Raw genomic sequence first — 16,950 nt, 5'->3', positions numbered from 1 at the left:
CAGGGGCACAACGAAAACACAGCGGCGAAGTTCACACCGTCGATGCGATGCGCAACCGGCCAGCGGGCAGCCCGACGCGACAGCCAAGCTGTGTTTTGACGGATCAGGGCAAGCCACTCCGATCCAGTGCCCGCCATCATTGATCCGATGGAATTGTGCCGGGGGATGATTGTGGTGGGCCCGGCAGGACTCGAACCCGCAACCTAGCCGTTATGAGCGGCCAGCTCTAACCATTGAGCTACAGGCCCCACCTTAGGCGTCGGATAGGCAGCATCACGCCGCTTTGCAAGCCTCGGCACGGGGTGGAACGGCTGCGAGCAATTCATCGAGGCTGGCGGGACTGACGCCGCGGCGCGCCATGTGGGCCAGCACCGCATCCCACCATTTGTAGAAATCCGTGAGATCCGCCTCGCTGCGCACATAAGGCGTATGGCCGGGCGCCAAGGTGGGCGAGTGGAAGCTGAAATTGAGCAGTTGCACCCCCTCTTCGATCAGCGCGTCGATGGCCGCGATCGCATCACGCACCGGAACGCCTTCCGGCGTCAATGGCACGCGGCTGATCAGGCGGGCGCGCGACAAAACGCCGGCCAGCGGCCTGACCCTATGTGCCGCGCGGTACAACGCCTCACCCCCGCCACGCGCCAGCCCGACAAAAGCCGTCGACAAGGGAAGCTCGATCAGCGAGCGGCCGGGTGCCGCCCAATAGGGACATTGGGGCAACCCCTGAAAATCAGGTCCATGCTGTTCGCTGTAGTCAAACCGGCTCCGCACCGATGTGTCGAGCCTGAATCCCGCTTCCTCCAGGAGCCGCGCGCTGTGCGGCCCTACGCCGTACCGGCCTGCCCGATAGCAGATCGGACGAGCGCCAAAGCGCGCCTCCATCTGGTTGCACAAAGCGTCCAGCTTGGCGCGTTCAATCGCCTCTGGAAGAAAGCCGACATAGGAGTTTGCGGCGTTCACCTCTTCCAAATGCGGCGGATTGACCCAGGGATGCAGATGCGCGCCAAGGTCGGCCGATCCATCCGCCCGCCATTGCCCAAGCAACGCCACGGCCTTTTCCGATTCCACGATGGGATAGTCGGTGACGTAAATCGGCTTTACCCCGGCGGATTGAAAATAGGCCTGCCCCCGCGCCAATCCCTCAAGCGCGGTGACGCTATGACCCGTGCGGCGGAATGGGCCGTCCCAATCAAATTCCTCCTCTGTGTCCACGAAAAGCATGAATCGCGTGCCAAAGCCCGGTTCAAGCCGTATCCGATCCCGGTCCAGTGGAGGCAGCAGCAGGTTGCCGTCATGCGAAGAAGCGATCATGCACATCCCCTAGCGTCCAATGGTTGCCATAGGGTTGCGATGACAGCCACGGTCAGCGGATATCGACTGCTCCGCTCGCCACGCCCGCAACCGGAATGCTCAATATCATCCGGCGCGCCTCTATTTCCAGCGATCCGCCACAGGCGCTCGCAAGGCTGCGGATCAATCGCAGTGAAAATCCAAGGCCTAGCAGTGGACCATCGACCCAATTGCCGTCAGCGCTGTAGCCAGGATCCAGCAATTGCCCTTCTTCAAGCCCGATTAGCGTCGATGGGCGGTCGACCGCCAGCACGACACAGCCATGACCGGCATCCGGACGCAGCCAGCAGGCCCCCGTCACCGCTTCATCCCGCGGCGCGACGGACACCATCGTTCGCAAAAGATGTTGCACCATGCGCTCACCCTGAACCGGATCGACCAGAATCTGCGGCAGATCGGACGCGATTGCGATGTCGATCGTCGGCAGCTCCAGGCCGCCTTGCTCCCTGAAACGGTCGATCACCTGCGTCACCAGCCGGTCGGGATCGATCAGTTTCGGCGCGCCATTGCCATCGCCGCGCGAAACGCGCGCGGCCAGATCCAGATCCTCGAATGCAACCAGCAAATGCCGCGCGTCTACCGCGATATTGCCCGCCATCTCGCGATATTGCATGCCGACCGCGCCGAATAATTCCTGCTCGATGATCTCGGCAAAGCCCAGGATCGCATTCAAGGGCGTGCGCAGTTCATGCACCAATTGCCGCAGCGAATCGGCCGACAAACCTGTGATCTCCATGGGAGCAGGCGTCGTCCGGGCCGCGACTTCGTGCAGATAGGGACGCCGCGCTTCCCCGCGAAACCCTTGAAACCGGCCGGATTTTGCGTCGAAGAACGGAACGGCGGACATACGCCATTCGCCGGTCATGACTCCATCCACGATCGTGAAGCGACCATTTTGAAAGCCGCTCCGTCGGGCGAAGGCGCCGGCCACATGCCCGTCCGGACCGCTCCCGCCCTCCAGGGCGGCTTCGCCCAGCGTGAGACCGATCAAAGCCGCCCGTGGCCCCTGGTCGATCCAGAGGATGGCCCCGGAGGCATCCGTCTCGAATGCGAAGGACCGAGGCGCGTCATTGCGCGCCACATCATCGGCCCGTGCCTCACCGACCGGGCGGCGATTGCTCGTAAATTCCGCGATCCGGTCAACGAGGTTCCGAATTTGGTCCTCATCGCGGCCGGATACACCGATTTTGGGGGACGCGACGCTCAGGTCATTCGCGCGTGCCATGTCCGGATCGGGCTCCGCTTCTTCCGTCAGAAGCAGCGCATCGTCATCCTGATCCTGATCCGCAGCTCGAGGCGCGGCGGTCAACACCAGATCGGCCGAGCCGAACGCTTCCAACGCCTTGCGCGTATAGGGACCGATATCGCGTCGACCACGAAGCACGCCACGGGCCGTCGGCGTCAGATGCTGCAGGATTTCCGCCCACGCCAGGTCGGGCAGCTGGGCACGCGCGATGGCTGCGGCTGCGACCGATGGCCGGTCATTGGCGAAGAAACAGATGAGCGCCGGTGACCGCAGACGCCGCCCCAATTCCACGACCGTTGCGATTCGTTGCGCTTCGCTCAACTGGGGCCGCAGGGTCGAAAGCCGGTCGAGCAGCAGGTCCCGCTCCTCGTCCGCCATGCCGTTCCTGTCCGGACGATCATGCTGCGCCAGAAGATCGACGCACTGCCGCCACAACGTCACCGCGCTCAGTCCAGAGCGGCTTTCCGCTGCCAGTACCGTTTGCAAGAGATCGTTGAACCGCACCATATTCCCCATCAAACCACGCGATCGCGCGTTGCCACCCCATCGATAGGCCGATGTTCGCTCCAGGGGAAGGGGCACGGCATGCGACAGAAACGACCCGTCGCATAGTGGGACAATTGCAATGCCCTGAAATATTATTATGATGAGGCCATCACACAGGATAGGAAATAATCAGGATAATGGCCGGCCCCAATATCGACGACATCGACTTGCAAATCCTCGGCGAATTGCAGAATGACGGGCGGATGACAAACGTGGAACTGGCGCGCAAGGTCGGACTGACCGCGCCACCCTGCCTGCGTCGTGTGCGCGCGCTGGAGGAGTCGGGCGCCATCACTTCCTATCATGCCGTCGTGGACCCTGCCATGCTGGGCTACACCATCACCGTGTTCGCCATGGTAAGCCTCAAGAGCCAGGCGGAAGCGGACCTGAAAGCGTTTCAGGAGCATGTCGACGACCTGCCAGAAGTGCGCGAATGCCACATGCTGAATGGCGAGATTGACTTCATCCTGAAGGTTGTCGCCAGGGACCTCCAAAGCTTCCAGCAGTTCCTGACGTCGAAATTGACGCCGGCGCCCAATGTCGTCAGCGTCAAGACATCACTGACGATCCGGACGTCGAAAAACCAGCCGGGCGTGCCACTGCCGGTCTGAACCGACAGCGGCGCGCCAATGCCGTCAGGCGGCGCTGGCCTTCTGGTTCTGCTGGTCGATCCAGGTCGACCAGAAGCCGGCCACATTGGCCCAGTCACTGTCGCTCGCCTGGGCAAGCGCCGCCTGCGCGCCGGCATAATCGCCCGAACGCGCCAATGCGATGCCCAGCCGCGCGTTGACGCGGCCCGCGTCCACACTGCCCTTGGACAGCGCCAGCCGATACTGCTCAACCGCCTGCGGGAATTGCGCGAGCGACATATAATTGTCGCCCAGGGCAAGCGCATCCTTGCCGGTCGAAGCGCTGGCCGCCTTCTTCGCCATCGCTGGCAGGGCGGCAATCTCCTTGGTCGCCTTGGGCGTGACCGATTTGAGCAACTGGCTCGTGGCCGCTTGTTTCGTGGTTAGTTTGCCAGCCTTGCGTCCCGCTTCGATAATGGCCTTCGCCTCGGCATAAAAGCCATTCTTCTCCGCTAGCTGCGCATAGGCCTGATAATCCCGCTCGCTGGCCATCGCGCCATTGGCGGCCTGTAGCCGGTAAAGATCCAGTTGCGCCTGCGCCTCCAGTCCGGCGGCGGACAGATAATTGGTCAGGGCCGAGCGCCAGTCCTGCGGCGTTGCCGTGCGGGCCAGGCGTTCACGATATAGCGCGCCCACCTCGTTGAAGTCCTGCGCCTGATAGGCGAGCGAGATCGCGCGGTCGATCCATGCCAGCGGCACCTCTTCGCCAGAAGCGCGCTGACGGGCAAGCGCTTCGCGCAACAGGGGTCGCGCTTCCTTCGGCTTGTTCCGGCGCAGCGCGATATCTGCGCGCAGCATGGTCGCGTCGATGCCGTCATAGCCCAGCGTCTTGGCGTAATCGAGTTGCGCGGTCGCATCGTCATAATTGCCGACCAGGAACGACAGATAGCCCGCAACATAGCGCAGCCGCGGCGCTTCCGCCTTGGGCAGTTCAGGGCTCTTGAAAAGATCGGTGAGCGCGATCCGCTGTGCCTGCACGTCGCGGCGCTGCACCGCAAGTTGGTAGCGCATGGCGGCAGCGACATAGGTTTCGAACTCGGATGTCGGCGACAAGGCGCCAATGCGGGCGGCGGCCGTCGCAGTATCGCGCGCCTTCAACGCGGTTTCCGCGGACGCCGCGCTGGCGCGAAAGCCATCGGACATGGTGATCGGCGGCCCGGCCACGACGATCTTCTTCTTCTTTGCCGATACAGGCGTCGCCACCAGCGCGCCAAGGGCGACTGCCATCAACAGGCCGCCACGCAATCCGTTCAAACTACCCACAAAAGCCCCCGCCAATCCCGTCATTGCCGTCGGTGCGATGCCGACGCTCTATCTGCTCCGCCCGAACACAAGAAGCGCCGCCGGGGCCATGATCGGCCCCGGCGGCCCTGCGCCGTCAGGCGCCCTTCGTGCCAAGATAGGCCAGCCACAGAGCGGCGATCTGCTTGCGCGCGCCGCTTTGCACCGCTTCGAACGCGGCCTTTGCGCCTGCCATGTCGCCACCCAGCGTCTTGGCGATGCCCAGACGCGTGTTCACCTCGTCCGCGTCGACGCTGCCCTTTTGTTTGGCCAGCTCGAACATCGTAGCGGCCTTGGCATAGTCGCCATAGCCCAGATAGGCATCACCGGTCGCGGCCGCGATCTTGCCATTGGCCGCTTTCTGGGCATCCGCTTCGGCAGCGCCCAAAGTGCTTTTATCGCTCGAAATCTTCGGAACCGCGGTCTGATAAAGGTCTCCGCCCTGGCTTGCGTTCAGCACGCCCTTCGACCGCCCCTTGTCGATCACCGACTTGACCTCGCCATAAATGCCGGTCTTCGACGCCATTTCGGCATATTCGGTGAAGTCCTGCGCGACGACCAGTCCGTCCGACGCCCCCAGCAGGCGCAGAACGTCCAGATTTTCGCGATTGGTGATGTTGGGATTGGCGCGCTGGAACAGGCGAACCAGCGTGCGCAGATTCTGTCCGCTCGGATCCGCCTGATAGGCCATAGTGGCCCACTCCGTCACCTCGGGCAGCTTGGCCGCTTCAGAGCGGCTGACGCCGATCTGATACCATTGCGCGGGAACCTGCTGACCCGATGCCTTGGACGCCTCGGCAGCCGCCTTGAGCGCAGCCAAGCCCTTCTGCGTGAAACCGCGCGCAGGCTCGGCCGACGTGTTGGTCGTGCCGGCCTTGCCGAAATAGGCCTGAGCAATGGTCGGCTGCACGGCTTCGGGCTTGTAACCGGCCGCAAGAGCCGCCTCGCCGCGCTGGATCGCGACGTCGTAATTTTTCTGCGCCAGCGCGGCATCGGCGGCAACAGCATTGAACTGGCCAGCCTGCTCCGGCGGCGTCAGACCGCTGTCGAGCATCTGGTTGAGGCCCTCCATCTTGAGCGCTTCGTCATTATTGCCGATGCCAGCGTTCAGTTTGATGGCGCCGATCTGATATTTGTCGTCATTCGACGTCGCCTTGCTGTCCGCTTCGGCGAGCGCCGTCTTTGTGGCGGCCAAATCCTTGGCCTCAGACGCCTTCTGCGCAACCTGCAACGCCTTGAGCACATCGGGCGTGACGTTCAGCTTTGGTCCGGCTTTCTTCTCTTCCTTTTTCGCGGCGAAAGCGGGGGCGGAAACCGCGCCGCCAGCCATCGCCAAGGTCAGCGCGAGCGCCACCGGGGTTACAAAACGCATGATCCTCATCTCCTCTACGCCTGCATTCAGGCGACCTTCCAGGGTTTGGTAGCCGGTTAGGGGCCGGCGCGTGAACGGGCTTTGAACAACCCTAAATCGCAGTGATTTGCAACCTCTATGCGGACCTTTCGTTCCGGGCCGCACGCCAGGGACGCGCGACAAGCGCACGCGCGCGAGGGGTGACAGATTTGTTTCGCTGGGCTAGTGCTTGCCCATCGCAACGCACCATCCAAAAAGAGAATCGCATTGACCGACGAGACCGTCCTCGCCGACCCTTCGGACATCAGCCCCATCTCCATCGTGGATGAGATGAAGGCCAGTTATCTTGACTACGCCATGTCCGTTATCGTCGCCCGCGCCTTGCCGGACGTGCGCGACGGGTTGAAGCCGGTGCATCGCCGCATTCTCTTCTCGGCCCAGGAATCGGGCTTCCTCTACAATCGCCCCTATCGCAAATCCGCCCGCCTCGTCGGTGAAGTGATGGGTAAATATCACCCGCATGGCGACAGTTCGATCTACGACGCGTTGGCGCGCATGACGCAGGACTGGTCGATGCGCGTCCCGCTGATCGACGGTCAGGGCAATTTCGGGTCGATGGACCCTGATCCGCCAGCCGCGATGCGCTACACCGAAGCGCGGCTTGCCAAGGTCGCGACCGCGCTGCTGGACGATCTGGACAAGGACACGGTCGATTTCCAGCCCAATTATGACGCGTCGGAAAACGAGCCGCAGGTGCTGCCGGCGCGCTTCCCCAATCTGCTGGTCAATGGCGCGGGCGGCATCGCGGTCGGCATGGCGACCAACATTCCGCCGCACAATCTGGGCGAAGTGCTGCGCGCCTGCCTTGCCTATATCGACAATCCCGGCATCAGTACGGACGAACTGATTCAGATCGTCCCCGGTCCCGATTTTCCGACCGCGCCGCTGATCCTGGGTCAGTCCGGCGCGCGCAGCGCCTACAACACCGGTCGCGGTTCCATCATCATGCGCGCGCGCCATGATGTTGAGGAAGGGCGCGGCGACCGCCGATCCATCGTGCTAACATCGATCCCCTACCAGGTCGGCAAGTCCGGCCTGGTCGAGAAGATCGCCGAGGCCGCCAAGGACAAGCGGATCGAGGGCATCAGCGACATTCGTGACGAATCGAACCGCGAGGGCGTTCGCATCGTGATGGATCTGAAGCGCGACGCGACGCCGGAGGTCGTGCTGAACCAGCTGTGGCGCAACACGCCGGCGCAATCGAGCTTCCCCGCGAACATGCTCGCCATCCGGGGCGGTCGCCCGGAAATCCTGGGCCTTCGCGATATCATAGAAGCCTTCATCAAGTTCCGCGAAGAGGTCATCACCCGCCGCACCAAATATGAGCTGAACAAGGCGCGCGATCGCGCGCATATCCTGCTTGGCCTGGTCGTCGCGGTGACCAATCTGGACGAGGTGGTGAAGATTATACGCGGATCGGCCAGCCCGGCCGAGGCGCGCGAGACATTGCTGGCGAAGGAATGGCCGATCGGCGAGATCGCGCCCTATCTCCGCCTGGTCGAAGCGATTGAAAACGACATCGATGGCGACAGCTACAGGCTGAGCGACATTCAGGTGCGCGCGATCCTGGACCTGCGCCTGCATCGGCTGACCGCGCTGGGCCGCGATGAGATCGGCAAGGAACTGGCCGAACTGGCCGAAGCCATCACCGAATATCTCGCTATCCTCGCCGACCGCGTGAAGCTCTATGCGGTGATGCGCGAGGAGCTGGAAGCGATCGAGCGCGAGTTCGCGACACCGCGCCTGTCGGAAATCACCGCTGCGGCCGACGGGATCGAGGACGAGGACCTGATCGAGCGGGAGGACATGGTCGTCACCGTGACCATGCAGGGCTATATCAAGCGCACCCCGCTCGACACCTTCCGGGCGCAGGCGCGGGGCGGCAAGGGCCGCAGCGGCATGGCGACCAAGGATGAGGACGCCATTACCGAATTGTTCGTCACATCGACCCATACGCCGGTGCTGTTCTTCTCGACCGCCGGCAAGGTCTATCGTCTCAAGGTCTGGCGCCTTCCCGAAGGCGGGCCGGCGACGCGCGGACGGCCGATGGTCAACCTGCTGCCGCTGGGGCCGGGCGAAACCATTTCCACCGTTCTGCCGCTGCCGGAGGACGAGGAGGAATGGGGCAAGCTGCACGTCATGTTCGCGACTGCCATGGGATCGGTCCGTCGCAACAGCATGGACGCCTTCGCCAATGTGCCGTCCAACGGCAAGATCGCGATGAAGTTCGAGGGCGAGGATGAGGACGACCGCCTGATCGGCGTCGCCTTGCTGGATGAAAGCGACGACGTGCTGCTCGCCACCCGTCAGGGCAAGGCGATTCGATTCCAGGCAGAGGATGTTCGCGAGTTCCAGAGCCGCAACTCCACCGGCGTGCGCGGCATGAAGCTGGCGGACGGCGACGCGGTCATTTCGCTGTCGGTGCTCCATCGTTCGGGCGCGGACGGCGAACAGCGCGAGGAATATTTGCGCTTCGCCCCCTGGAAGCCGGAGAAGGACGGCGAGATGCAGGATCAGGCGATGTTCGCCCGAATGCAGGAGAATGAGCAATTCATTCTCACCGTCTGTGCGAACGGCTACGGCAAATTGTCGTCGGCCTATGAATATCGCCGGACCGGGCGCGGCGGCCAGGGCATCACCAATATCGACAATATCGGCCGCAACGGACCGGTGGTCGCCAGCTTCCCCGCAACCCGTGCGGACCAGCTGATGCTGGTGACGGATCAGGCGAAGCTGATCCGCATGGGCCTCGATTCGCTGCGCGTCATCGGCCGCAATTCGGCGGGCGTGCGTCTGTTCAACGTGGCGGACAATGAGCATGTCGTCAGCGCCGCGAAGATTGAGGAAAGCGAGGCGGAGGCCGATCTGGACGGTGAAACCGACAGCAGCGAGGCATGAACGAGCTGTTCGCCTATAAGGTACTGACCGCCGAACAGTTTGACCAGTTCAAGGCCGACGGCCTGTTCAAGGGCGCGCCGGTCGATCTGGCTGATGGCTATATCCATATGTCGACGCGCGAGCAGGCGGCAGAGACGGTGGCGAAGCATTTTGCCGGTCAGGATCGGCTCGTCATGCTGATGATCGACCTTGCGCCCTTGGGCGACGCGGTCAAATGGGAAGTGTCACGCGGCGGCGCATTGTTCCCACACCTATATGGCGAGTTGCCGATGAGCGCAGTCGCGGGCAAGGTCGTGCTGCGGATCGGTGATGATGGCCTGCACCAGTTTCCGGCCGGGTTTTAGGCTCTTATCCGTTGACGTTAAGACGGAATATCAGCCGGGTATGCGGGACATGCTCGTGACCCGGCCTTGCTTCACGCGATAAAGCCATCCGCCCCAGCGTATATTGTCTGAGCAGGCGGCGGCCAGCTGCACCGCCAGATGCGACCAGGCGACGGCAAATGGCAGGGCGATATCCCAATAGAGCGAGCGCTGCGCCTGCCGGCTATGGGCGGGTTCGAGCACGCTGACCAGTATCTTCCGCCGGACCAGCGCCCTACCCCAGGCCGCGCCATAGCCGATCGCGATCGCGGCCCAGCCTCCCCATCCCAAAGCCCACAGCCAGGCAGCCGATTGCGCCGCGACCACGCCGGTGGCAACGCCCCACATGCGCAGGCTGTTGGTGCGGACGTGCCGATATTGGCGCACCCCAAACGCCAGCAGGTCGGCGGCGCGGCCGTCAATCGGGCTGGCAATCAACAGATCGCGCACCGGCCGCATCCGCAGCTTTGCGCGCCAACCGGCCAGGCCGATCGCCATGTCATCGGACAGCCGCCCGGCAAGCACGGCGTCCAGGTCCAGCCGGTCAGCCACGCCGCGCGTCATCGCCATCGCGCCGCCCCAGGGCATGGTGGCGGTGGCGGAGCGCGGCAATGCCGCAAGCTGCATTTCCACCGCGCTGACCAGCGTGGGCATCCAGCCCCGGCCAGGAAGCAGCATGCGGTAGCCGGTCGCGATATCCGCCTTGCCGCGCGCGAGCGGAAACAGCAGCCGCCCGATGAGCCGCGCCGGTGGGGCAATATCCGCGTCGAGGAAGACGAGATAGCGATCATCCGGTCCCAATGCCCCCAGAGCCGCGCGGAGCTTGTGCACCTTCTGCCCTTCATCCTGCGCAACGCCGGCGGAAACCAGCTGCACCCATGCGCCTTCGCGGCTTGCAAGGTCGCGCGCGGCGGGACAATAGCCGGATGTCGCTAGGATCAGGCGGAACCGGGCATGCTGGGCCTGTAGTCGGGCAATCAGGTCAGGAGCGCCGTCCCAATCGTCGCGCAGGCTGAGGATGACGACCACGCCATCAGGCGTTTCTTCCTTTCGTTCGATCGGCAGGTTGCGCCAATAGCTGGCGACCCCGATGAGGGTGAGCGCCTGAAGAACTGCCCAGAGCCATATCATCCTTGCCGCCGCACCCTTTACCGTTTCGACCGCTGCTGTATGACGCTCGGCCCATGCTCTCCAACCCCTTTCTCTTTGCACTGATGCGTCATTTGCCCGTGCGCTTGGCGTCGTGGCTTGGCGGGTGGCTGTCGGCGCATGTCGCACGGCGCACCATGAAGCTGCGAGATGCGCGGGCGCGCGCCAATCTAGCGATCCTGCGGCCTGATCTGTCTGAAGCGAAGCGTGAGGTGCTTTTGACGCGGCGCTGGGTCAATGTAGGCCGCACCATGGCGGAACTGGCCAATATCGATCGACTGGTGAATGACGCGCATGTGCGGGTTATCGATGCGCCCGGCTATAAACAGGTGCTCGACGGTCCCGGCCCGATGATTGCCCTTACCTGTCATCTGGGCAATTGGGACCTGCTCGCCGCCCATATCAAATGGTCGACCGACCGGCCAGGCCTTGGTGTCTACGAAGATCCCGAAAACCCCAGGATCGCCGCCCAGCTCAGGAAGGCGCGCTCCAGCTATATGGGGGAGGCGATTGGCGGCGACGGGGCGGCGCGCGGCGTGCTCAAGCATCTGACGCAGAAGGAGCGCGCGACGCTCTATATCCTCGCCGACGAGCGCCGCGAGCGGCAGGTGTGGTTCCCGACCTTCGGTCGGCCGCTGGTGCCGTCCGGCAATCTGTCGATCGCGTTGCGCCTGGCGCGCAAGGTGGGCGCGCGCATCCTGCCCTTCTACCTGCTGCGGACCGGCGGTCCCCGGTTCGACCTGCACTGGCATGCACCGCTCGATCCCGGGGAGATGGACGACGCGACCATCATTGCCGCGCTGGACGCCTATCTGGGCACGGCCTGCATCACGCATGCCGATCAGTGGCTGGCGCTGCATGACATGGACCTGACCGTCGACGGCCATCGCCCGCAATGTGACTTCGCGGCCGATCACCGCTAAAGCGCGGCCATGTCCCGACTCGCGATCAAGATTTGCGGCCTGTCGACGCCGGAAACGGTTGGCGCCGCCGTGCGCGCAGGGGCGAGCCATCTGGGCTTTGTGCATTTTCCCAAAAGCCCACGCCATGTCGAAGCCGATCACATGCGCGCATTGGCCGCGTCGGTGCCAGCGCATGTCGGGCGCGTGGCGGTGGTGGTCGATGCAGACGACGCGGAATTGGCCCGCATCGTGGGCACAGAGGCAATCAGCGCCCTCCAGCTTCACGGCAAGGAAAGCCCCGAACGCAGCGCCGCCATCCGCGCGCGTTTCGGCCTGCCGGTGTGGAAGGCGATTTCGGTCAAGTCTCGTGCGGATATTGATGGCGCGTCTGCCTATGCCGGCGCGGTCGATCGCTTGCTGTTCGACGCCAAGACGCCCGATGGCGCGGCCTTGCCCGGCGGCATGGGCCTGCGCTTTGACTGGAGGCTGTTGCGGGGGGTAGCGGTGCCCGCCCCCTGGGGCCTGTCAGGCGGCCTGTCCATCGCCAATGTCTGCGAAGCCATCAGTGAGACCGGCGCGCCGCTGATCGACATTTCATCGGGGGTGGAGGACGCGCCCGGCATCAAGAGTGTGGACAAGATCATGGCCTTCTGCAAAGCGGTATCCGCATGTTGACGTTCACTGCCCCTGCCCTGCGCATCGAAGGACGATGGCGCTGATCGCGTGCCGGACTGGCACCTGCGAACGCCCTTATTGTCGTCCTTCTGGAAAGACCGATTCATGACTGACACCATTGCCCTGCCCAACAGCCTGCGCAGCCAGCCCGACGCCAACGGCCATTTCGGCGCCTTTGGTGGTCGTTACGTTGCCGAAACCTTGATGCCGCTGATCCTGGAACTGGAAAAAGTCTATAAGGCGGCAAAGGCAGACCCGGCCTTCGACGCGGAGATGGCCGAACTGCTCCGCACCTATGTCGGCCGCCCCAATCCGCTCTATTATGCCGGTCGGTTGACCGAAGCGCTGCGCACCAAAGCGGAACCGGGCAAGGGCGCGAAAATCTACCTGAAGCGCGAAGAGCTCAACCACACCGGCGCGCACAAGATCAACAATTGCATCGGCCAGGCGCTGCTCGCCCGGCGTATGGGCAAGAAGAAGGTCATCGCGGAAACGGGCGCTGGCCAGCATGGCGTGGCCACCGCGACCGTCGCGGCGCTCTTCGGCCTGGAATGCAAGATTTTCATGGGCGCCAAGGATGTCGAGCGGCAAAAGCCCAACGTTTTCCGCATGAAACTGCTCGGCGCGGAAGTGATCCCGGTCCATTCCGGTTCCTCGACGCTCAAGGATTCGATGAATGACGCGCTGCGCCATTGGGTGTCGAATGTGCATGACACATTCTACATCATCGGCACGGCGGCGGGGCCGCATCCCTATCCCGAACTGGTGCGCGATTTTCAGTCGGTGATCGGCAAGGAAACCCGCGCGCAGATGCTGGACGCCGAAGGCCGCCTGCCCGACATGCTCATCGCGCCGGTAGGCGGCGGGTCCAACGCCATTGGCATGTTCCACCCCTTCCTCGACGATCCCGAAGTCGCGATGATCGGTGTGGAGGCGGCGGGCGAAGGGCTGACCGGCAAGCATGCCGCGAGCCTGGCGGGTGGCGCATCGGGCATTTTGCACGGCAACCGCACCTATCTGCTCCAGGACGAGGATGGCCAGATCACGGAGGCGCACAGCATTTCGGCGGGCCTCGATTATCCCGGCATTGGCCCTGAACATAGCTGGCTGCATGAGATCGGGCGCGTCAAATATATGCCGATCACGGATGACGAAGCGCTGGAAAGCTTCCAGTCGCTCTCGCGCCTCGAAGGCATCATTCCCGCGCTGGAATCCGCGCATGCCATCGCGGCGGCCGAGCAGGTCGCACCCACGCTGGACGCAGACAAGATCATCGTCGTCAACCTGTCGGGCCGTGGCGACAAGGACATCTTCACGGTGGCGGATGCACTGGGAGTTGAGATGTGAGGGCCAGTCGGCAATATCACAACCCGTTCGGGCTAAGCCTGTCGAAGTCCGGCACTTCTCTCAGTAGAAGGTCGAAAAGAAGATCAGCCCTTCGACAAGCTCAGGGCGAACGGAAGTTGGGACATGCCCGTGACTGACCGCCTCTCCACCCGCTTCGCCGCCTGCAAGGCGCAGGGGCGCGCTGCGCTCATCACCTTCGTAACCGCTGGCGATCCGGACGTCGCGGCGACGCCCGCCATCCTTGACGCGCTAGTCGCGGGCGGCGCGGACATTATCGAGCTTGGGATGCCGTTTACCGATCCCATGGCCGACGGTCCCGCGATCGAACTGGCCAATCTGCGTAGTCTCGGCTCTGGCACGAAGACCAGGGACGTGTTCGCGCTGGCGGCGGATTTCCGCGCGCGGCATCCGGACACCCCACTGGTGTTGATGGGCTATGCCAATCCTATGCTGGTGCGCGGCGCGGACTGGTTCGCGGATCAGTGCCAAGAGGCCGGTGTCGATGGCGTCATCTGCGTCGACGTGCCGCCCGAGGAGGATGCCGAAATCGGCCCAGCCCTGCGCGCGGCGAATGTGCATCCGGTGCGTCTGGCGACGCCGACGACCGACGCGCAACGCCTGCCCGCCGTCCTCGATGGCGCGAGCGGTTTCCTCTATCATGTCGCGGTCGCGGGCATCACCGGTAAGCAACAGGCGGCGCAATCGTCGATCGAGATGGCGGTCGCCCGGCTCAAGGCCGCCACCGACCTGCCGGTGGCTGTCGGCTTTGGCGTCCGCACGCCCGAACAGGCCGCCGCAATCGGTCGCGTCGCCGATGGCGTCGTCGTCGGATCGGCGATCGTCGATATTGTCGGTAGCCATGGCGACGCCGCCGCCCCCTTCGTTCAGGACTTCGTCGCCGCACTGCGCGGCGCGCTCACCCATCAAGCCCAAGAGACTGCCGCATGAGCTGGATCAACCGCGTCCGCAACGCCCTGCCCTTCACCAAGAAGGAGACCACCGCCGAAACGCTGTGGCACAAATGCCCGTCCTGCGGCGAGATGGTGTTCATCAAGGAGTGGGAAGAAAATCTGTCGGTCTGCCCGCGTTGCGACCATCATGGACGGATCGGGCCGAATGAACGGTTCGCGCAGATACTGGACGCCGGCTTCATCCTGCTGCCCACGCCCCATGTCAGCGAAGACCCGCTCAAATTTCGCGACAGCAAGCGCTATCCCGACCGGATCAAGGCCGCGCGCCAGGCCACTGGCGATCAGGACGCGCTGATCAACGCGCGCGGCGCGATCGACGAAGTCCCGCTGGTGATGGGGGTGCAGAATTTCGCCTTCATGGGCGGGTCCATGGGCATGGGTGTCGGCGCAGCCTTCATCCAGGGGGTCAATGACGCGATCGCGCATGATTGCCCCTATGTCATCTTCACCGCCGCAGGCGGCGCGCGGATGCAGGAAGGCATATTGTCGCTGATGCAGATGCCCCGCGCGACCGTCGCCATCCAGAAGCTGCATGCCAAGGGATTGCCCTATATCGTCGTGCTGACCGATCCGACGACCGGCGGCGTCACCGCGAGCTATGCCATGCTGGGCGACATTCAGATCGCCGAACCCAATGCGCTGATCGGCTTTGCCGGACAGCGCGTCATCGAGAGCACGATCCGCGAAAAACTGCCCGAAGGGTTCCAGCGCGCCGAATATCTGCTCGACCATGGCATGCTGGACATGGTCGTCCATCGCAGCGAATTGCGCGATACGCTGGCGCGGGTGATCGGCTATCTGCGGCCCCGCGCAGCCGCCTGACCGCTACGCGCCAAGGGGGAATAGCGCCGTGGCCGACCATGCCGTTTCGGATGATCCGGACGTACAGGCGCAACTGGATCGGCTCTGGTCGCTATCGCCGGGCGCGGACATATTGGGGCTGGAGCGGATCACGCGCCTGCTGGAACGGCTGGGTGATCCACACCGCGCGCTGCCCCCTGTGTTTCACGTCGCCGGAACCAATGGCAAGGGGTCGACCTGCGCCTTCCTGCGTGCGGCGATGGAGGCGGATGGAAAGAGCGTCCATGTCTTTACCTCGCCGCATCTGGTGCGCTTCAATGAACGCATCCGCATCGCCGGCCAATTGATCGACGACGCGAAGCTGGCGCGCTATCTGGAACGCGTACTGGACATTGCGGAGGGCGTGAACGCCAGTTTTTTCGAGGTGACGACGGCCGCTGCCTTCCTGGCCTTTGCCGAACATCGTGCCGACGCCTGCATCATCGAAGTGGGGCTTGGCGGACGGCTCGATGCGACCAATGTCATCGTTGATCCCGTCGTCTGCGGCATCGCGCAGCTTGGCATCGATCATCAGGCCTTTCTGGGCGACACGCTGGCGCTGATCGCCGCGGAAAAGGCCGGCATCGCAAAGGCGGGCGCGCCACTGGTAACGCAGCGCTATCCAGACCTGCTCGAGCCGATCATGACGGCGGCGGTGACGCAAGCAGGGACACAGTGGATCGGTCAGGGCGACGGGTGGGATGCCGCCGTCTATCGCGACCGGCTCCACTATCGCGACGCGCATGGACGGATCGATACGCCCTTGCCCCGGCTGGCGGGCGCGCATCAGGTTCACAATGCGGCGCTTGCCATCGCCATGCTGCGCCATCAGCACGTTGTGCCATTGTCCTGCGCCGCGCTCAAGGCTGCGCCGCTCTGGGCGCAATGGCCCGCCCGCTTGCAGCGATTGGAGCGAGGACCGTTGCTGGCGCCCTTGCCGCCCAGTACCGACACATGGCTGGACGGCGGCCATAATGCCGCAGCGGGCGAAGCCATCGCCGCCTATTTTACGCCGGAACGGCTGGAGGGGCGAAAGCTTCATCTCGTGGTCGGCATGCTGTCCAACAAGGATATTGACGCCTTCCTCGCGCCCTTTGCCGGCATCGTCGGACATATCCACGCATTGCCCGTACCCGGCCATGATCATCACCCGGCCGATCGCTTCGCCGCCATTGCCAATCAATGGGGCATTGGCTGCACCGCCCATGAAGGGCCGGACGCCGCGATCCTGGCCATGGCGTCCCTTGCCGAGCCGCCGGCCAAGCTGCTGATGGGCGGATCGCTCTATTTGGCCGGGCAGGTTTTGCGACTGAACGGGCAATTACCCGACTGAATATACTTGC

14 protein-coding genes and 1 tRNA gene are annotated in these 16,950 nt (G+C 63.9%); 9 read left to right on the top strand and 6 right to left on the bottom strand.

The features are described 5' to 3' along the window. Positions 1 to 172: 172 nt before the first annotated feature. The 3 genes from B2V90_RS21795 to B2V90_RS21785 form a co-directional block, all read right to left on the bottom strand. Positions 173 to 248: transfer RNA gene (locus B2V90_RS21795), tRNA-Ile, on the bottom strand. Positions 249 to 273: 25 nt separating this feature from the next. Next, complete coding sequence (locus B2V90_RS21790) at positions 274 to 1,311, bottom strand: polysaccharide deacetylase family protein (protein ID WP_228222406.1); 1,038 nt, start codon at positions 1,309 to 1,311, stop codon at positions 274 to 276. A 52-nt stretch (positions 1,312 to 1,363) separates the two neighbouring features. Next, complete coding sequence (locus B2V90_RS21785) at positions 1,364 to 3,103, bottom strand: sensor histidine kinase (protein ID WP_228222455.1); 1,740 nt, start codon at positions 3,101 to 3,103, stop codon at positions 1,364 to 1,366. A 176-nt stretch (positions 3,104 to 3,279) separates the two neighbouring features. Here B2V90_RS21785 and B2V90_RS21780 point away from each other — a divergent pair, with 176 nt between their 5' ends. Beyond that, entirely contained in the window at positions 3,280 to 3,753 is a 474-nt protein-coding gene (locus B2V90_RS21780) for an Lrp/AsnC family transcriptional regulator (protein WP_009821827.1), read from the top strand. A 24-nt stretch (positions 3,754 to 3,777) separates the two neighbouring features. Here the strand turns inward: B2V90_RS21780 and B2V90_RS21775 are convergent, their stop codons facing one another. Both B2V90_RS21775 and B2V90_RS21770 read right to left on the bottom strand, forming a co-directional pair. Then, entirely contained in the window at positions 3,778 to 4,998 is a 1,221-nt protein-coding gene (locus B2V90_RS21775) for a hypothetical protein (RefSeq protein ID WP_228222405.1), read from the bottom strand. A gap of 151 nt (positions 4,999 to 5,149) precedes the next feature. Next, the gene (locus B2V90_RS21770; protein WP_228222404.1) at positions 5,150 to 6,424 is read right to left on the bottom strand and encodes a hypothetical protein; all 1,275 of its coding nucleotides are present in this window, start codon (positions 6,422 to 6,424) and stop codon (positions 5,150 to 5,152) included. 246 nt (positions 6,425 to 6,670) lie between these two features. Between B2V90_RS21770 and gyrA the strand changes: the two genes are divergently transcribed. Both gyrA and B2V90_RS21760 read left to right on the top strand, forming a co-directional pair. Continuing rightward, on the top strand, positions 6,671 to 9,361 hold the full coding sequence (gyrA, locus tag B2V90_RS21765; RefSeq protein WP_228222403.1) for a DNA gyrase subunit A: 2,691 nt from the start codon (positions 6,671 to 6,673) through the stop codon (positions 9,359 to 9,361). Further along, positions 9,358 to 9,705: a DUF952 domain-containing protein gene (locus B2V90_RS21760; RefSeq protein WP_228222402.1), complete on the top strand. Its 348-nt coding sequence runs from the start codon at positions 9,358 to 9,360 to the stop codon at positions 9,703 to 9,705. The genes gyrA and B2V90_RS21760 overlap by 4 nt, the downstream gene beginning before the upstream one ends. A 30-nt stretch (positions 9,706 to 9,735) precedes the next feature. On the opposite strand, the gene B2V90_RS21755 is transcribed toward B2V90_RS21760, so the two are convergent. Further along, entirely contained in the window at positions 9,736 to 10,854 is a 1,119-nt protein-coding gene (locus B2V90_RS21755) for a glycosyltransferase (RefSeq protein ID WP_228222401.1), read from the bottom strand. A 53-nt stretch (positions 10,855 to 10,907) separates the two neighbouring features. Between B2V90_RS21755 and B2V90_RS21750 the strand changes: the two genes are divergently transcribed. The 6 genes from B2V90_RS21750 (at position 10,908) to B2V90_RS21725 (ending at position 16,940) form a co-directional block, all read left to right on the top strand. Next, complete coding sequence (locus B2V90_RS21750; protein WP_228222400.1) at positions 10,908 to 11,795, top strand: lysophospholipid acyltransferase family protein; 888 nt, start codon at positions 10,908 to 10,910, stop codon at positions 11,793 to 11,795. A 9-nt stretch (positions 11,796 to 11,804) separates the two neighbouring features. Next, the gene (locus tag B2V90_RS21745) at positions 11,805 to 12,449 is read left to right on the top strand and encodes a phosphoribosylanthranilate isomerase (protein ID WP_228222399.1); all 645 of its coding nucleotides are present in this window, start codon (positions 11,805 to 11,807) and stop codon (positions 12,447 to 12,449) included. 105 nt (positions 12,450 to 12,554) lie between these two features. Continuing rightward, complete coding sequence (gene trpB / locus B2V90_RS21740) at positions 12,555 to 13,796, top strand: tryptophan synthase subunit beta (protein ID WP_228222398.1); 1,242 nt, start codon at positions 12,555 to 12,557, stop codon at positions 13,794 to 13,796. A 123-nt stretch (positions 13,797 to 13,919) separates the two neighbouring features. After that, positions 13,920 to 14,744 (top strand): tryptophan synthase subunit alpha, encoded by an 825-nt coding sequence (trpA, locus tag B2V90_RS21735; RefSeq protein ID WP_228222397.1) that lies wholly within the window; start codon positions 13,920 to 13,922, stop codon positions 14,742 to 14,744. Next, positions 14,741 to 15,589, top strand: coding sequence for an acetyl-CoA carboxylase, carboxyltransferase subunit beta (gene accD, locus B2V90_RS21730; protein WP_228222396.1), 849 nt, complete (start codon positions 14,741 to 14,743; stop codon positions 15,587 to 15,589). The genes trpA and accD overlap by 4 nt, the downstream gene beginning before the upstream one ends. A gap of 28 nt (positions 15,590 to 15,617) precedes the next feature. Further along, complete coding sequence (locus B2V90_RS21725; RefSeq protein ID WP_228222395.1) at positions 15,618 to 16,940, top strand: bifunctional folylpolyglutamate synthase/dihydrofolate synthase; 1,323 nt, start codon at positions 15,618 to 15,620, stop codon at positions 16,938 to 16,940. Positions 16,941 to 16,950 lie beyond the last annotated feature (10 nt).

It is taken from the genome of Sphingobium sp. UBA5915, assembly GCF_002431195.1.
In the GTDB taxonomy this organism is placed as follows: domain Bacteria; phylum Pseudomonadota; class Alphaproteobacteria; order Sphingomonadales; family Sphingomonadaceae; genus Sphingobium; species Sphingobium soli.
The sequence above is the reverse complement of the archived record's forward strand: the minus strand, read 5'-3'. Positions and strand labels throughout refer to the sequence as shown.